Below are 19019 nucleotides of genomic sequence, written 5' to 3'. Positions count from 1 at the left end.
ATCGCTACATTTTACTTACCTTATTGACCAATCTAATAAGTTCTGTTTTTCCGCCAGCTGCAATCTCCTTCATATTGGTTTTACTCATAAGCAATTCTGACAACTGCCGAAGTGCGTTCAAATGAATTTCTGCATCCGTAGTAGCCAAACAAACCACATATCTAATAGGGTCATACTTTGGATGGTGAAAGCAAACTGGATTTTTCAACTGTATAAAACTGATGCCTGGCTGGTTCACACCATCTTTGGGACCTGCATGCGGCATCGCCAGGCCTTTACCAATTATCATGTAAGGACCTTTTTCCTTGAATAAGTTCAATATAGCAGTTAGGTAGTGATCGGTTACAATGTTGTCTCTTTCCAACAAGTTTACTGCCTTTTTAATAGATTCTTCCCAATCTTTCTCCTCAACTTCCCATAGGATCCTTTTTTCCGGCAATAATTCATTCAAGTTTAATTCCGCTTGATCAGATTGATTTGCTTTTTCCCTTTCTATTTCCAGTTTTCTTCCTATCTTCTTTCTATCTTCTTTTACTAAAAATGGACTAACCAGGATGACAGGAATCTTTATATCTGATATGGAAACTGTAGAAATAATCCAGTCAATTTGATTTTTTCGCAGATTCTCATCCTGCAGTTCATATACGGAACAAACAGTTACAACATCGATATCTCTATAAAAACGTTCAATTCGGCTTTTTAGTAACTGGGAAGTTCCAACACCGCTGGCACAAACAAGCACTGCCCTTATTTTCCGATCCCTATATTCCATTTTTCTTTCGATAGCCGAGCCAATATGAAGTGCGATATAAGCTTTTTCGTCTTCATTAAACATGACTTTAAATTCATGCTCTATCACCCCAATATGTAAGCTAACTGCTGCAACTATATCGGGATAACGCTGATGAATTTCTTCTCTCAACGGGTTCTTATTACGCAAGTGAAACTGCATTCGATATATTGCTGGTCTGAGATGAACAAGAAGACTTTTTTTCAGTAATTCGTCGTGCGTTAAATCCACACCGAATTGAAGACTAACTTTTTCAATAAAACGATTTATAGTGCTTATAAGGAGCGAGTATTCTGCAAAATCAGTTGTATCCTCAACCGTTGCCTTTTTTGCTCCTAATAGGTGCAGCGTAATATAACCAATTTCCGCCATAGGAAGACTAATATCAAAATTTCTTTCTATTTCTTGTTTTATTTCTTTAGCAATTTGAAATTCCATTTCCTTTTCAAGCTTCAGCAGTTCATTTGGTGGCATGCTGATTTGATAACCATTCCTTAGCCGGTGAATCGTGATGGCTATGTGATAAATTAAACCATCCTTTGAGGACTGGACCAAATGGTGGTTTAGTTTCGTTAGCACTTTTTTAACAGAACCATCAATTTCCAAGTATTCTTTGTCTGTTAAAACAGTCAGATTATCCGGGAGGTTTTCAAGATTATGGTGACTGGATATTACTTCAACATACGCCTGTCTAAAGCTTTGTTCGGAACCTTCAATGATATATCCTTTGTTTTGTATATAGGCCAGGTTTAAATTTCTTTCACGCAACCATTTTTCCACCCCTTTCATATCCTCGACAATTGTCCTGCGGGATACATATAAAAGTTCAGAAAAACGATTTTTACTCATCGGCTTAAAACTTTCGAATAAGTATTTTAAAATTTGGTCATGTCTTTCTTGGGGTGAGTAATGTTTGTCATAAGCTGGCTTCAGCGACTGAAGCCAGAAAGATTTCTTCAAGGTATCAGATGCACTTAATTGCACGCCATTCTTTTTGTCACGGTTTAGCTCACCGCCTCCTTCTGTAACGTAATCCGTCACCTTCTCCAAATCATATTGAATACTTCTTGCGCTAACTCCAAAAAAACTGGCTAGCTCTTTAATGGTGACGTATTGCTGTTTTTCAATTAAATAAGTGACAATGTTTCGTTGGCGAAGGTTCAACAAGTATTTCCGCCTCCCTGCTCATTATTGTAAACGTTTACTTTATATTTGAGGATATGTAAAAGGCTTCGTATTTCATTACGAAAAATTGCACAACAATTTGAAGGTTGAGAAGCTAAGAAAGGGCACCCTAGTAGACGAATTAAGCAGGGGTTCATTACGGGGATAAAAGAAGTAACGAATCTCAAAGAGGAGGACACTAACTTTCACTTTATTAGCATTTCAGCCTTCATGGCTACCCCTGGTTAAGCCACACCAATCCAAATAAATTGTTTTTCGAGCATATCTAAATTCCTTTCAACCACACTGTTTCGTTTGCACCTAATACAGTAGATTGATTCGGGATAACTGGCAAGTTCTTTTGATTGTTAATTTTTGCCTGGTTCAGTGTTATATTTTTTACGTTACAATACGATGTACTTATCTGTCTTACTGTAAGGGGAGTATTATAAACGAGTTAGAAATTCACAAAGAGCTGGCTACACCAGTCAAAATTTTTGAATATTTCCCAAAGAGGATATTAGTCAGCATTGAAAATAATCAGCAGTAAAAGCCATGGTCTGTTGCAGCGCCAATTAATAAATTGTACATTCATAGCCCATAACCGTAGTAGCCCTGCCTCGACCTTGTTCTACGAGGAGTGGAACGCCTTTAAAAGACAAAAATATAGCAATAAGTCCTCAAAATTGCGGACTTATTGCTGGGGAGATGTTAAATAAAGGGCACAGTATTCTCGCTCTTACAAAAACAATGTATCCCCTCCAGTACATACTCTCAGTGTATACCGAAGGGGACACCCGTGGTTATTTAATTAGCAATGTCTTAACTTGATTTCTTTTCATGGAAACTCCAATTTTGCTGTCTTCTACGTTTACCGATGAAATGGGCATTTCGTTCAAATTCCCCTCAGAACTTTTATGGAAGGAATCTTGAAGTTCAAATGAGCATTCAACCCCTTGCTCACTTGGATTATATATCCTTAAGACGAGCTCATCCTCTTTTTCTGCTTTCTTTAATACACTTAATACAGTATCACTATTCATTTCTCTTAAAAGGCTAAAACTCGCAGGCGTGTTAATTCCGGAAGGGTTTAACTTCATCGCATTGTATGGTATTTTATTATACGTCTGGATTTCAGTTGTATATTCTTTTGCGATACGGCTAACTTTTGACTTTGTAATAGATCCCTTATGCGTCGTTATGGCAAACTCCAATTCCAGTTTACCTATCATTTGAGAACCTGGAGTCGCAAGTCCAATTCCGGAAGGCCTTCCAGGTCTGCGTGTTAAATTTTCTTTCCCCAGAATTCCAACACTGCGGAATAGAGTTACAGCGATAGTATCATGGTTATCACCAAGAATTTCGTACTCTCTTGTACTGTTTGTCAAAACACTAATACCATGCTCATCATCAAATAGCCCTACAAAAGAAAGCATAGGATAGATCGAATCTGGACGTTCCTCCCAGCCTTCCTCTTCCCAATAACGCATGGCCGGGTCTACGACATGGCGTTTAATGAGACCAAATTGATTATCAGCAACCGAGAATTTGGAAGCAATTCCTGTGGGAATCCACGTACGTAAACGATGATCCTTTGCATCATTTTCAATAGCTGCTTTTATTTTAATTAATGGCTGATGGTTCGGGATAGTTATATTCCACGTTACAACTACAGAACTATCCTTTTTATTTATTTTCCTTTTTTCCAAATTACTGGGTATCTCTAATTTAACTTTGATCTCAATTTTCGCTGTAAATTGATTCTGGCTTTTTTTTACTTCCACATGAGCATCGTTATTGGAAATTATCTTTTCATTTGATAGCGGGGAATAGTCGTACTCATCGCCATCATCACCACCATTTTCCAATAAAAGTACTTGATCAAAGACTTTACAATTTTGCTTATCAGTTATCTTCAATGTACCATTTGTATTCACTGATACAAGATAGTGTTCAGTTTCAATAGAGTTATTGTCTTCAATCGTATGATCCACATTGCTTTCTGCGCCGATAACAAAATACGTTTTATATCCCATCGCAGGAACCGTATCTTTCAACTGAATACTAAATTTATTAAAAGGTTTATAGTTTCCATAGTGCACAATCTGACGATCAATAAGACCAGGATCTATTTCCTCTTTTTCCAAAACTTTAAAATCAATTTCTTTACCATTATGGTCCTCCAATTTGAAAGAAGGGAGTTTGGTAACAACAGTTGTTGTAATTACCTCCTTTCGATCATAAGGAAGCAAATTAAACGCAGTCAGACGATCTTCATTCCTATCCGTTTGAATAGAATCAGTAATTTTTCTTTTATAGAACGCAATCAACTGGTCTGTCTTTTCTTCTGCAAGGTATAATCTATTAATAATCTCTCGATGAACTTTATCTGAACAGCAACAACCTATACTGTCATGTGCATGATTTTTCATAATCTCTTTCCAGATTAACTCAATCAATCCATGATGATATTCAAACCCCAATCGATAAGCTATTGAGGCCAAAGGCTCCAAAATATTAGTTATTTTATTCTCTACTCTTGTATTCTTAGCTTTAATATCCATTCTGGTGGAATAAATACTTCTATGAACTCGCATGTATTTCCCATCTAAAAATTCACCTTTAATGGTCGGCAACGACTCATTCTTCTCTAATTCCTTAAATATATTTTCATACTTACTAAGAAAAAATTCACGACCTGGGTATAAACTTTTTAGTTTTTCAATAATCCTGAAAATGTTTTTCTGTATTGGCATTTGGTCATGACCGTTCGGGATAATGATGTGGTCAGTCGTTGCACCCTGATCGAGCACCCGGAAATATTTATTCATTCTTTTTTGAAGTTCTTCTTCATCTTCTGGCAGGTATTTTCCAATGGCATATCCAAGCGGAAATAATTGAACAAGAACTTTTGAACCATCACCGCTTTCCCAATAGAATTCCGTTTTATCAGTTCCATGACGTTCAGATGTTCCTCGCCAAAAAATAGAATACTTTATATCAAAGCCATTTAAGATTTGTGGCATTTGTGAAGATTGCCCAAAAGAATCAGGTAGATACCCAATCCTCATAGGATTGCCCAATTCCTCACTATCTTTTATTCCATACAGTAAGTTACGTACAATTGATTCACCACCAACAACCATTTCATCAGTTTGCGTATACCATGGCCCGATAATAAGCTTCCCTTTTTGAACTAAGTTTTTAACACGATTCTTATTCTCCGGTTTAACTGCAAAATAATCTTCTAAAACAGATGTTTGTCCATCCAAAACATAGTATGGATAATCGGGGTTGTTTTCTAACATATCTATAATTTCTTCCATGTTATTTACAAGTAGAATTCGAGATTCTTCTGTTGAAAAATACCACTCTCTATCCCAATGCATGTGTGGTACGATGTGAACTTTTTTCATATTTTAAACACTCCTGTAACACAATGATCAATTTTTTCATTCATCTAGCTTGAATACCTTGTTTTCTCAGCTTTCCTTTTCTTGTAACAATTAATAAAAACATAGAAATTAGCGCCCCGATGATTGCTGCCCCGAACCAAATAACTCCTGCTAGTAAAATGGGTTGTCCTTCCAACAACGCCAATGAGAAGATACCAGCACCAGGTACATCCAGCCCTACGCCTAAGAACGCAACAATTGCACCAGTAACCGCAGACCCCACAATTAAAGATGGGATTACCCGAAACGGATCACCAACGGCAAATGGTATAGCACCTTCTGTAATTCCAGCTAACCCCAATATCCATGTTTGCTTCCCAATCTCTTGTTCTTGTTTATTGAAATATTGCTTTCCGAACATTATTGCCCCTGTCACAGAAAAAGCTGAAACCATTTTCACGGATGCAAAAGTAGCATATGGAATAAAATTGCCATTCGCCATTGCACCAAGACAAAAAGCATACGCTGCTTTGTTCACAGGTCCCCCCAAGTCGAAGGAAACCATACCACCGATAATTGCTCCTAGTAGAAGGGCATTGGTAGTGCCAGATAAGTTATTCAGCCAATTTGTCAAACTTTCATTGATCCAAGCAAGAGGCTCACCAAATATAAACAGCATTACCGAGCCAACAACAAGCGTCCCAACTACTGGATATACCCAAAAACTTACAAACCCCGCAAATGTCCCTGTTGGTTTTACTGTCTTTTTTAACCATCTAAGGAAGTAACCAGCCAGCAAACCACCAATCATACCACCTAAAAACCCGCTTCCAATTAAATTGGCAGCTAGGCCAGCTGCAAAGCCTGGTCCTAAAGCTGGTTTATCTGCAATAGAATAAGCCATATATGCAGCCAGAACCGGAACCATAAGCTGGCCAAGGAGTCCACCGCCAAGCTGTCTTAATAGCCAAAGCCATGACCCCTCCGTATCATAAAGCCCCTGTAGTCCAAAAGCTTGGGAAATAAATACTGCTGCTGCGAGTGTCATCCCGCCGGCAATGATAATTGGTATCATGTAGGAGATACCTGTCAGCAGCGAATTCTTTATTTCTGTTCCAGTTTTAGCCTTGCCGCCATCTCCTTGACTGGATTTATCTTGATTCGTTGATTTATATTCCTTCTTTGGTTGAGATTCAGATTTTTTTATCGCTTCCTTTACCACTTCTTTCGCATTTCTTATTGGTGAAGCAACGGAAGTTTTTACTATAGGTAGATGTACAAAACGATCCTCGTCTTTTATTGCCACATCATTGGCAAAAATCACAGCATCTGCTAATTTTAAATGTTCAATTGTATGTCGATCCTCAACACCATTCGCACCTTGTTTTTCAACAAAAACATCTACACCTAGCTCATTACCAGCCTTCGCTAATTCTTCCGCTGCCATATACGTATGGGCAATGCCAGCCGGGCAGGCAGTAACTGCCAAAATGATTTTATCCGAATTCTTTTTTGCCAAGTGAACGTTTTTTTCTTTTTCAACAACATCCAATTTTTCAAATAATTCTATATTATCCCTTGCACAGATAAGATTCTTTTTATATGTGCTATCCGTCAGCCTTGTAACCAATTCAGACAACAAACTAAGGTGAGTATCCCCTCCTTCTTTCTCGGGGATTGCCAAAAGAAAAACTAATTGAACCTTATTATTTGGATTTACACTTCCCCAGTTCTCCAATGGGCTTTTTATGGTTGCTACCGCAAAAGACGCTTCTTTTACTGCACTAGACTTCCCGTGTGGGATTGCTAGTCCCCCTTCAAAACCTGTAGGAGTTAGTTTCTCCCGTTCATAAACTGCCTGAAGAAATTCTTCCTCTGAATATAGTTTCCCAGCATTATTTAATTGCTTGACCAGAGCCTGGATGACTTCATCTTTTGATTTGAAATCATTACCAACACTAATTAAACTAGGTGAGGTTAATTTTTTCAGTTCCATAAATGATCACCTTCTCCATGTAAGTGTTTTCAATGTCTGATACAAGAATAACAAAATAAAATAAGAAGAACGGATTCTTCTTATTTGTAAACACATTTTATAGTTTTTTCTAAATTTCTGTGTATTTTTTCACTCTTTTAAAAATGTCTCCAATAAGTTTGAGACAGTGTTTGCAATACAATCATAATCGGAGTATGATCTGTTACATTATAACCGTTCATCTCTTTTTTGGGCGAGTAACAATATAAATTAATTGAAGCAAATCGCTGAAGCGGATTCTGATCAAAATGAGTCAATGATACGAGTTGGACTCCTTGCCGTTTGGCTTCTCTCGCCATTTCTAGAACTTGCGGAGTCTTTCCGGATAAACTAATTAAAAATAATATGTCTTTCTTCCCCATACCTTGAATTTGACGCAAATTTTCATGGCGGTGTAAGAAAAAGTGAGATTCTTTTTTTGCCACTCTAAGGTTATTAACAATAATATTGCACAGATCAGCATTGTCACCTACCGCAAAAAAGAGAACATGTTTAGCTTCTTTTATTAGCTTTGCTACTGTGACCATCAGTTCCTCGTCAATGAGTTCAAATGTTTTCTGGACATGGTGATAGGTACTGTTTTTTTTCTGGATATCTCTGCTTTCAAACTCATCTTTTAAACTAGTCTTAAGATGAGAGAAACCACGGTAGCCTAACTTCTTTGATAATCGCATAATTGTATTTGGAACCGTGTACAATTTATTCGCTAAATTTTGAATAGATATATTAGAAATTTCAGACCTATGTTCCAAAATGTATTCAATAACCTGATCATCAGTATCATTGAATTTGTATTCGAACTTCCGAATTCTTTCATCAAAATGCATGTTCCCCACCTCTATCCTATTATATTATAGCAAAATACCAATTATTTTCACTATCGTTACTAATTGGACTAGCAAAACAAATATTAATAGCTCTAAGTTCGGTGCATGCAAATACAAATTTATCGATAAGGGGGTAACTTTCCTAATCACTTATCATGGCATTTCCGTATTTATGGCAAATGTTGTGCGATTGGTATGTCCATGTTCGTTAGAAAGAGCAGCTTAAAGGAATTCGCCAAAAATTGGACTCGGTATGGCAGCGTCAGGATGTTAGTAGTTTAGACCGTGATTTCTAACACCCCATATGTTATAGAGTGGATAAGAGGAAACACGTTCATATCTATCTACAACGCCTTTCAATTTTCCATTATTAAATAAGAAAACAGTAAAGAAACGATATACCCCAACAAGGGCATATCGCTTCTTTATTGTTTTCTCACTAGCAAATAAGCGATTCTAAATCACTAGGATAATATGTTAGCATCTCAATTCCATCGCTGGTAACCAGTACTGTATCAGAATGCCTAAATCCACCGATTCCTTTTACATATATCCCCGGTTCAACTGTTACAACCATTCCGGGTTCAAGTAGAGTTTTATCTCCTAAATCAAAAAACGGGGCCTCGTGTCCGAGCAAACCAATATTGTGGCCTGTATGGTGTCTGGTTAAATCGGTTATCCCTTCCATTTCAAAGTATGTCTGCACCGCTTTTTCCACAGAAGCGTATGTCTTTCCTGGTTTAATCGCTGAAAAAGCAACTTTCTGTGCTTCATACATATAATTAAAATATTTTTCCTGCTCTTTGGAAACCTCTTCTACGAACATGGTTCTCTCCAATTCGCTATGGTAGCCAAATACATCCGCCGCTGCACCAGTAACTAATGTATCACCTTTTGACATTACAATATTTTGAGTAACTGCATGTGGGAATGCAGACTCTGGACCAACTTGTCCCCTGAAAAGTGCATATGCCGTTTGACCATGTGGCTTATACTCAGGACCCAGGGTTTCAATCATGGCCATTGTCGCTTCGGAAGAAGCCTTACTTGTGATTTCTATTTCACTTAAACCAACTTTAGTATATTTTTGTAAAAGCCTGTGTGCTAAATTACCCCAGCGACATGATTCTTTGATAAGTTCAACCTCATTTGATGATTTAACAAATCGCATTTCTTCAATCACACCATGCAGCGAAATAAATTGCTTTGCATTTATTAGCTGGTCGATTGACGGCCCCCTATACCCCATTGGCGAGCCATACCCCATTGAATCATAACCAATATTTTTATCGTTAAAATGATAGTTTTTCAGTATCTCTTGCAAATATTCCATAGGATGTTTAGTGCCAGGATATTCTGGATAAGAATGCACAAAATCTACTGTTCCATATTCTTCTGAATGCTCATGCTCCAGGGCAGGAACGAATAGGTGAACCCTTTGCTCCGGGTCAGTTAACAACCCAATAGGTCGTTCTGTGGAATGAAAATGAAATCCTGTTAAATAAAAAATATCTGTTGTGCTAAAAATGACAGAGGCATTGCAGTTCCTTTCTGACAGCCTGTTAAAAAACTTTCTTTGACGCTCTTTCAATTCATCAATGGGAATGGATAGTAGCATAATTTTCTTCCTCCTTATTATTAAATAAATGGCAATTTACCGTGTGGCCATTGTCAAAGATTGTTTGCTCTGGGACATTATTACGGCAAATTTCCAAAGCATACGGACACCTGGTATGAAAGGCACACCCCTTTGGTGGGTCCACCGGGCTCGGGACATCTCCTGTAAGCACAATACGATCCTTCTTCTCTGCAGGGTGAGAGATTGGAACAGCCGATATCAGTGCTTTCGTGTAAGGGTGTTTTGGTGCTTCGAATAAATCTTCTGTTTTAGCAACTTCTACAATTTTTCCTAAATACATAACTGCGACTCTATCTGTCATATGTTCAATCACACTTAAATCATGTGAAATAAATAAGTATGTCAAACCAAACTCTTTTTGCAAATCCAACATCAGATTAATTACCTGTGATTGTACGGACACATCCAATGCGGATACTGGCTCATCTGCAATAATGAAGTCTGGTTGTAAAATAACAGCTCGTGCTATACCGATTCTTTGACGCTGTCCACCCGAAAACTCATGAGGGTAACGATTTAAATAGGCCTCCGACATACCGATAATTTCAAGCATAGTGATTATTTTTTGCAATCGTTCCTTTTCTGCAAATTGTTTGTGAACACGTAATGGTTCCATTAATATCTGTTTGATTGTTTTTTTGGGATCGAGAGAAGCATACGGGTCTTGAAACACCATCTGCATTCGCTTTCGCAATGCCCGGAGTCTTCGATAGGGCAATTTCTCAACGTGTTCACCGTTAAATGTTATTTCACCAGCTGTCGGTTCTGTCAGCCTCAAAATTGTTTTTCCAGTTGTCGATTTGCCACACCCGGATTCCCCCACAAGTGCAAAAGTTTCACCCCTGTTTACCGAAAAACTGATGTCATCCACGGCGCGAACGATGATATTTGGCTTAAACATTCCCTGGGCAATTTCATAATGCTTCTTAAGATTCTTAACTCCAAGCAATGTATTGGAATCCACTATACCCTCCCCCCTTCAGCCGTTTCTTGCAGCCAACATTTACTCATATGATCCCCTTTCTTGAATGAAGGTGGGGTCTTTTCAAAGCATTTGGCAAATGACATGGGACATCTGCTTGCAAAAATACATCCTTTGTTAACTGTATTAGGTTTTGGAACCTGACCATCTATGGAATAAAGCCTTTTCTTGCGGGTATTTTTCGATGGTAACGAATTAATCAGTCCCTTTGTGTAAGGGTGCAAAGGGTTATCAAACATCTCGTTTACCTCTGCCAATTCAACGATTTCACCGGCATACATGACAACTACACGATCACACATTTCAGCAACAACTCCCAAATCATGTGTGATGAATAATAGACTCATATCATGATTATTCTTAATCTCTTTCATCAACCTCAGTATTTGTGCTTGTATCGTAACATCAAGCGCAGTGGTAGGCTCATCAGCAATCATCAACTTCGGCTGACATAATAATGCGAGTGAAATCATTACACGTTGTCTCATCCCTCCAGATAATTGATGCGGATATTCGTTTATAATTTGCTCAGCTCTTGGTATGCCAACCTGCTTTAACATAGAGACAATCTTAGATTGAATTTCGTTTTTTGACATTTTCCTGTGTTGCCTTAGTGGCTCGCTCAACTGTTCTCCAATCGTAAACACAGGATTCAATGAGGTCATAGGTTCCTGGAAAATCATCGAAATATCATTGCCCCTGATCTTTCTGTATTCCTTTTCCTTCAATTTTGTTAGGTCCTTACCACGAAATGACACTTCTCCATTCACAATTTCACTTGTCTTATCCGGAAGCAATCCCATTATAGCCAGGGATGTTACGCTTTTGCCGCTCCCAGATTCACCGACTACACCCAGTATTTCTCCCTTTTTCAACTCAAAATTAATACCTCGAACGGGTTGGACATATTCTTTTCCGCTTTTAAATTGAACAGTTAAATCCTTGATTTCCAAGATCGTATCACTCATAAACTCCCCTCCCCATTCATTCCCCTTTAAGTTCCGGATCCAAGGTATCCCGCAACCAATCCCCAAAGAGATTAACACCAAGCGTAGTAATGATGATGGCCAAACCCGGGAAAGTGATTAGCCACCAAGAGCTAAAGATATAATCTTTCCCTTCATTCAACATATTTCCCCATGCCGGTATCGGCGGCTGCACACCAAATCCCAGAAAACTGACAGACGCTTCCGCAATAATATAAGTTCCTATTTGCAAGGATCCTAAAATGATCATTGGTGTAAATAAACTGGGAACAATATGTTTAACAAGGATTTCCAGTCTGGTGACACCAGTAGCAATACAAGCTGTGATAAATTCCTTCTCACGTATTGCCAGCACCTCACTTCTAATTACACGGGCGAAAATAACCCAGCCTCCAATAGCTAGCGAAATAACGATATTTCGCAAACCTGTTCCTATTACCGCATTTATCACCAAAACCAAAAGGATAAAAGGGAAACTAAGCTGAACATCTACAATACGCATTAAAATAACGTCAATCCAACCTCTAAAAAACCCAGCAATAATCCCGACGGCAGTACCAATCAATCCTGCTATAAACACTGTTGAAACCCCGATAATTACGGATACCTTTGCTCCTCCGATAATTCTGGAAAAAATATCTCTCCCCAGTTGATCTGTACCCAACAAATGACCATCAGTCATGGGGGGTAAAAGTTTATTGCTAAACTCCGCATGCAGGGGATCAAAGGGGGTCATCCACTGCCCAAAAATACTTATAATCAATAAAACAATTATGATAAGAAGACCCAGCATTCCGGTCCAGCTTCTAACTAATCTTGAAAAAAAAATTTCTATGCTCGATTGCTTTTTTTCTTTAACCAAATGATGTTTAAAAACTTCTTCTGCATTACCTGAAGACATATTCTCACCTACTTCACTCTGATTTGAGGGTTAACATAAGCGTATAGCACATCGGCAATAAAATTTATTACTGCATAAATGGTAGCAATAATAAACACACCTGCAAGGACAATTGGAAAATCCCGATTCATCAAAGACTGCATAAGCAGCCTGCCAATTCCCGGCCAAGAAAACACCACTTCTGTTATCACGGCACCGCCTAACAGTACACCTAAATCCAATGCAACTAATGTGATAATCGGAATAAGCGAATTCTTTAATGCATATCGCATGATTAACCTGGTCGTGGGAACGCCCGATGATTTGGCAGTACGAATATAGTCTTTTCTCAAAACATCGAGCATCGCAGATCTGGTGAACCGTGTAAACCTAGCGATACTATAGGCTGCTAATGTTATAGTAGGTAGAATCATGTGCAACGGTGTCCCCCCGCCACCGGAAGGAAGCATCTTCAGTTGGGCGGCAAACAAATAAATTAATATTAAGCCCAGCCAGAAACTAGGAATCGCCTGTCCAACAATTGTTAATCCCACACCGAGTTTGTCGAATACAGTGTTTCTTTTATATGCTGATAAAACACCCAGCGGTATTGCTACAATCAAAGCTAACACAAGCGCGGTGAACGCAAGCTGAAAAGTTGCCGGCAAACGTTCAATTACTATCCCCAAGGCATCTTCCTTACTTCTAAGAGATTGACCAAAATCTCCTTGGACAGCGTGGATTATAAAATCTCCATACTGGACATATAGTGGTCGATTAAAACCTAAAAGTTCTTGATACTCCACTATCTGCTCTTTTGGTGCATCCGGCGGCAAAAACAAAGTCGTAGGATCCCCTGACAGTCTTATCAGGAAAAAAACTACAGTGAGTGCCAAAAAAACTACGATAATTACCTGTAAGAACCTTTTAATGATAAAATCAAACATGAAAGGCCCCCTCCGCAATTCAGCTTTGTAAAACTTTTTTTCTTATTTCCAGGACATCTCAAAAGCCTGCATCTTCTCATCAACCCGTGGTTTAAAATTTAGATTACTGCGTACCGCATATAAGTCTGCTTGCTGCCAAAGTGGTACCCAAGCAGCCTTTTGTACCAATTCCTTTTGAATTTTTGCATAACCATCAAATCTTTTATCTTTATCAAATAATTGGTTTGTTTGATAAATACTTTTCTCTATCCCTTTGTCATAAAAACTGCTATATGGGGCCACTTTTGTAAATAAATTTTCAATTGTAGACTGTGCGTCGAATGCTGGCCCCCACCCCAGAATGAACATATCTCCCATTTTTCGGTTCTGGATCTTTTCTAAGTGTGCTCCCCATTCATTCACTTTGACATCAACTTGTATGCCGATTTCTTTTAGCTGTGATGCTATACCTTGTGCAACTTGAGAATCCATTGGATAACGGCCACTCGGCGTATCAAGGGTCAGTTTAAGAGATTTTGGATCATATCCTGCTTCTTTAATAAGCTTTAATGCCTTATCCGGGTCATAACCATAGTCATCTGTTTTCACGTATTCAGCATTCAATTCTGACAATGGCCCCGTCATTTTTGTACCATGTCCGTTCAGAATAGATTCCAAAAGTTCATCGACATTTACTGCATAATTGATCGCTTGGCGAATCTTTTCATCTTTCAAGGGTCCGTCATGGAAAGTATTTAATGCCAAGTAGTTAACCCTGGATGAAGCGATTTCTTCAACTGTTGCATTGTCGCCACTTTTTACCTTTTCAACAGAGTCCACAGGAATATTTTTGAACATATCAATTTCTCCACTTAAGAAAGCAGACAATCTTGAACTAAATTCAGGTATGTAACGAAATTCTAAGTTTTTAATTTTGGGTTTTCCTTGCCAATAATCGTTGAAAGCCTCAAGCTTAAGATAATTGTCGCGCGACCATTTCATAAATTTATACGGACCAGTGCCAATCGGTTCCTTTGCCGCCTTTTCTGTTCCTACTTCTTTTACATATCCAGGATCCATAATTAATAAATCCTCAGCAATTCTCTGGATCAAACTAGGAAACGGCTTTATTGTTATAATCTTAACTTCGTCCGGTGAAATTACCTTGACCTCTTTTACATCAGCCCATCTTGAGCGATAGGCCGAGTTGTTTTTCTTATCAAGAATATAGTCAATGCTAAACTTTACCGAATTAGCATCAAAATCTGCCCCGTTTTGAAATTTGATACCTTTTTTCAATTTGATACGCCAAGTCGTTTTATCTATATTTCCCCACTTCTCAGCAAGGACTGGTGTAAACTCACCTGTCTCTTTGTCTCTCTCGATTAAAGGATCATAAATATTGCGGATCTGTGTATCCGTTACATAGTTCACATCTGAATTAGCTATTAGAGTCGCAGCATCTGATTCAAAACCGATAACGAGGCTATCTTTTTTGGATCCATCAGTTGAGGAGCCGTCCGGTTTGCTAGTTCCTTCAGTACAAGCAGATATTGCGATTAATAAGCTAATTGATAAAAGCATCAGCACATACTTTTTCATATATTTATCCTCTTTTCCTAGTTTTATTTAAAATGCTCTCTATCCTTTTCATAGCCTGTATCATTTCATGAAGCTCGTTTTGTTCAACATCTTGAATCATACCTGCTACAATCTCGTCTGCTTGTTTCATAAGTCTATTTAAATCCTGCAACCCTTTTGGCGTTAATTTTAAATACTGAATACGGCGATCTTTCTTAGAGATAATTTTTGTTAGAAGATTTTTTTTCTCAAATTTCTTCAACAGTCTGCTTATATGTCCTTTATCCAACAAAAAATAATTAGACAGTATAGAAGCTGTGCATTCCCCCTCCCTTGAATGGATTTCAAATAAAATCATAGCCTCATTGGTTGTATACGCACTCTGATCTGTGTACATGGAAAATAGACCTATCATACGTAGATAAAACCTATTAAAACGTTTGATTTCCCTAATTTCAGTCATTTCATATAATTCCCTTTTTCAGATATTTGTGATTAGTATAGTTGTATTAGTTGCTTATGTCAACTATCTTATGATGTTCTTCTACTTTTTCATGCATTTATTTTTACTCACATTTCATAGCTAAACAACTTTGCGGGAATTGTTATAATAAAATACGTGATCACAAAAAAAAAGAAGAGCACCTAATAATTAGAAATGCTCTTCCTAAAATGAAAAAATTCGATTTCATTTCTTATATTTCTTGAATCTCTTTTTCTTCTATGGATTTATGCAATGCACTGACTATTCTCGTATTTAATAATCCGGCTTCCGGGCCAGCGACAGGTTCTGTATCATAGCGGATATTATCGATAAATGATAATAACATTTGACTTGGTGCCGATGTGAGTTTTCCATTAATTGGTGTACCAAGCGTGTGTACATGATCATAACGTAATCCAGCTTTTTTTACCATTTGATCTTGTAAGTCCACATACAAGCTACCATCCTCCCCAATTATTTCATATTTAAAGTCATATAATAATGGCATGGATTCAGGCAATATCCAGCTGGAGGTGAATGTAGCATGAGTATCGTCTGAAAAGGTAATAGTTGCTTGTATTGAATCATAAGTATCAATTCCCATTGATACTAGCTTTTTACGAGTTCCTACAGCAAAAACTTTTGTTGGTTTCATATTTTTTAACCAGCATGCAAGATCAATAGAATGTGATAATAAAAACCAACCCGGGGATGAATTTGTCGACCATTTGAGCATCTTCGTTGGTACATAAATAGTATCATTTAATCGACTATTTAATGTAATTATCTCCCCCAGATCTTTGTTATCTACTGCCTCTTTAACCGCAACAAAAGGACTGTTCCATCTGTTTTCAAATCCAACTAAACACTTGACTCCCCCTTGTTTAATTGCCGTTGCCATTTCAGTAGCTTCTGCAATATCTGTGGAAAATGGTTTTTCAACCATTATATGGATTCCCCTTTTGGCAGCAATGACAACTGGATTTTTATGAAGAAAATCCGGAGTAGCAACAATAACTGCATCAAGTTCTTCTTGTTCAAACATGTTTTCAAAATTTGTGTACCCATTTGTTTTGTATTTCTTTATATTTTTTTCCAGACTTTCCTTGTTTATATCAGTAATTGCTGAGACGACAGCTGAACCACTTTGGGCAATTGTGTCTGCATATATTTGCCCTCGGGTTCCCATTCCAATTATCCCAAATTTAATCATTTGTATTCCCTTCTTCCTTGTTCTTTATTTTCATCAAAAAGTATCCAAAGCAATATTAATTGATGTGTTGTTTTTTCACCTGATTATCTACGTCTTCATATTTATTGCCGCGTAAAAACTTTATTAAATAAATGATCAGATAAATACTAACAACAAAAACAATGGCCGCAGCTGCCAATAATAAAACATCCGAAAAAAACGAAAACTTACCACTTAAAACTGGAAATGCAAATTGTGTTCCAGTGATTTTCATATATCCCCATGGAATAAATAATACAAACCACATGGTACAAACAATCATTATTGGTTTCTTGGATATCCGTACGCGCTGTGATTTGGTACTAAATAACGATTGAAATTTTGGAGCAAGATTCACTGTAGAATATGCTTCTGTAAAACTCAAACCTCCGAAGGTAATGCCAGCAACAATGAATCCCCAAAATTGCACTGGAAGTCCAAATAACCCTGGTCCTAATACAGCAGCATTAGGCCCTCCAACAACAATCATTAATACAAACGTTACGACAGTTGTTATAAGGGTCCCCCAAAAAGCTGCCCTTTCAGTAAGTCTGCGCCAAAACAATATTAAATAGATAAGTGGGCCCATTGCAGCAATTAATATTACCTGTGCGGCAACCGCTGCCACGGCAAGCCCATTACTGGCGATAGGTGCAAACGATAAGGTTATTACAGCAACAATCACTGTGCAAATACGTGCCCAAAAAATTTGTTTTTTCTGTGAAAGATCAGGAACTAACTCAAGAATGAGATTTTTAACTATTAATCCAGCTGTAACATTTAAGTAAGATGAGACAGTCGACATTGCTGCAGCTGCAACAGCAGTTAAAAATAGTGCTTTACCAAATAGTGGCAGATAATCCTGTGCCATAATCAGTAAAATTTGATCGGGATTTTCAAGGTGCGGTCTTAGTCCAGCACCATACATTCCAACTGTTAAGATTAAAGTCATAAGTAATAAATAAACTATGCCAAAAACGAATAACCCCTTTTGCCCCTCACGCTCACTCCTAGCAGATAAGAGTCTTTGCGCATAACTGGGATCTACTGCTGGTAAACTCCCAGATGTTATTAAAAAAGCAATAGCGGTTAGCGGTGCGACTGGTAAAGTGTATATGTCGGTAAAACCAGGCTTTATGTTGGAAGCTGAACCTAACTGAGTCAAAGAAAAGCCATCTGTTCCAACATACTGTGAAAAAAATGTTGTAAACGGTTCCGCTACTATATATAAAAGGGGTAGAAATATAGCAGAACCTAAAATAATGATGCCCCATTGAGCTGCATCGGTAACTACAACAGCACTTAGTCCTCCCAGTATTGTGTAACCTAAAGTAACCCCGACAATAATCACTAACGATATTGGCAACGGGATACCCGTTACTGTTGTTACTAATAATGAACCACCAAAAACTGAAAGTGCTGCAACAAAGATTCCCCATATAACCTGCGTTATTGTCAAGATATAATGTATTCTTTTGCTATCAGGAAATCTTGCTAAAGCTATATCTGCAATCGTTGATACTTCCAATTTTCTTAATCGTCGTGCAAGGGGAACAACGAGTAAAACAATCACCGTGATAACCACAATTTTTTCCCAAAAATATAAAGAAAAACCGTTGTCATACGCTAGGCCTGGCTGCCCCAATAGTTGCACTGTGCTAGCAACCGTCGCAAGATATGTCATTGCTAACATTGGCCAAGATAAATTTCGGCCTGCCAGTATATAACTATCCAAATCACTGACACTATGAGAAGTTCTTCGACCGATCCACAGCATAAACAAAAGATAGACACCCATCGTAGCAAGGACAATGCAGTTTTCTATACTCAATTTCAGAACCCCTCCTTTAAAATTGATCGCTTGTTTTGTAAACCGCTTCGAACCCCACCGCTTATAAAAATAGTTTTATTGCATTTTTAACTAAAGGATAAAGTCCATCAATTTTCCATTAAACCCATTTCAAATTCATCCAAAATTATTCTTCTAATCTATGTTAAATATGTGGTAATGTTGTCATTACCACATATGTTTTAATTCTTGATAAGGTGTTATAAGCAATCCCTCCTATATAGTAAAAAGATATTTTAAGTGTTAATCT

At 37.8% G+C, this 19019-nt stretch carries 13 protein-coding genes; all 13 read right to left on the bottom strand.

What is annotated here, in order from left to right; genetic code table 11:
• Positions 1-4 precede the first annotated feature (4 nt).
• Entirely contained in the window at positions 5-1957 is a 1953-nt protein-coding gene (locus ACFSMW_RS16900; protein ID WP_390357469.1) for a BglG family transcription antiterminator, read from the bottom strand.
• Between the two features lie 800 nt (positions 1958-2757).
• On the bottom strand, positions 2758-5370 hold the full coding sequence (mngB, locus tag ACFSMW_RS16895; protein WP_390357468.1) for a mannosylglycerate hydrolase: 2613 nt from the start codon (positions 5368-5370) through the stop codon (positions 2758-2760).
• A 40-nt stretch (positions 5371-5410) separates the two neighbouring features.
• Positions 5411-7345, bottom strand: a complete 1935-nt coding sequence (gene mngA, locus ACFSMW_RS16890; RefSeq protein WP_390357467.1) for a PTS 2-O-a-mannosyl-D-glycerate transporter subunit IIABC — start codon at positions 7343-7345, stop codon at positions 5411-5413.
• 137 nt (positions 7346-7482) lie between these two features.
• A complete protein-coding gene (locus ACFSMW_RS16885) occupies positions 7483-8211 on the bottom strand; it encodes a MurR/RpiR family transcriptional regulator (RefSeq protein WP_390357466.1) in 729 nt (242 codons plus the stop codon).
• A 439-nt stretch (positions 8212-8650) separates the two neighbouring features.
• Positions 8651-9802: a M24 family metallopeptidase gene (locus ACFSMW_RS16880; protein WP_390357465.1), complete on the bottom strand. Its 1152-nt coding sequence runs from the start codon at positions 9800-9802 to the stop codon at positions 8651-8653.
• Positions 9803-9806: 4 nt separating this feature from the next.
• Complete coding sequence (locus tag ACFSMW_RS16875; RefSeq protein WP_390357464.1) at positions 9807-10814, bottom strand: ABC transporter ATP-binding protein; 1008 nt, start codon at positions 10812-10814, stop codon at positions 9807-9809.
• On the bottom strand, positions 10814-11800 hold the full coding sequence (locus ACFSMW_RS16870) for an ABC transporter ATP-binding protein (RefSeq protein ID WP_390357463.1): 987 nt from the start codon (positions 11798-11800) through the stop codon (positions 10814-10816). The genes ACFSMW_RS16875 and ACFSMW_RS16870 overlap by 1 nt, the downstream gene beginning before the upstream one ends.
• Before the next feature lie 16 nt (positions 11801-11816).
• On the bottom strand, positions 11817-12680 hold the full coding sequence (locus ACFSMW_RS16865; protein WP_390357462.1) for an ABC transporter permease: 864 nt from the start codon (positions 12678-12680) through the stop codon (positions 11817-11819).
• Between the two features lie 47 nt (positions 12681-12727).
• On the bottom strand, positions 12728-13645 hold the full coding sequence (locus ACFSMW_RS16860) for an ABC transporter permease (RefSeq protein ID WP_390357461.1): 918 nt from the start codon (positions 13643-13645) through the stop codon (positions 12728-12730).
• A 42-nt stretch (positions 13646-13687) separates the two neighbouring features.
• The gene (locus ACFSMW_RS16855) at positions 13688-15226 is read right to left on the bottom strand and encodes an ABC transporter substrate-binding protein (protein WP_390357460.1); all 1539 of its coding nucleotides are present in this window, start codon (positions 15224-15226) and stop codon (positions 13688-13690) included.
• A gap of 4 nt (positions 15227-15230) precedes the next feature.
• The gene (locus tag ACFSMW_RS16850; RefSeq protein ID WP_390357459.1) at positions 15231-15668 is read right to left on the bottom strand and encodes a MarR family winged helix-turn-helix transcriptional regulator; all 438 of its coding nucleotides are present in this window, start codon (positions 15666-15668) and stop codon (positions 15231-15233) included.
• A 232-nt stretch (positions 15669-15900) separates the two neighbouring features.
• Positions 15901-16902 carry a Gfo/Idh/MocA family protein gene (locus ACFSMW_RS16845; RefSeq protein WP_390357458.1) on the bottom strand — a complete coding sequence of 334 codons (1002 nt, stop codon included), beginning with the start codon at positions 16900-16902 and terminating at the stop codon, positions 15901-15903.
• A 55-nt stretch (positions 16903-16957) separates the two neighbouring features.
• A complete protein-coding gene (locus ACFSMW_RS16840) occupies positions 16958-18751 on the bottom strand; it encodes a sodium:solute symporter family protein (protein ID WP_390357457.1) in 1794 nt (597 codons plus the stop codon).
• Between the last annotated feature and the right edge of the window lie 268 nt (positions 18752-19019).

Origin of the sequence: Tigheibacillus halophilus, from assembly GCF_042683165.1 — a bacterium.
Lineage (GTDB): Bacteria > Bacillota > Bacilli > Bacillales > Amphibacillaceae > Tigheibacillus > Tigheibacillus halophilus.
This window is presented reverse-complemented; position numbering and strand designations above follow the sequence as displayed.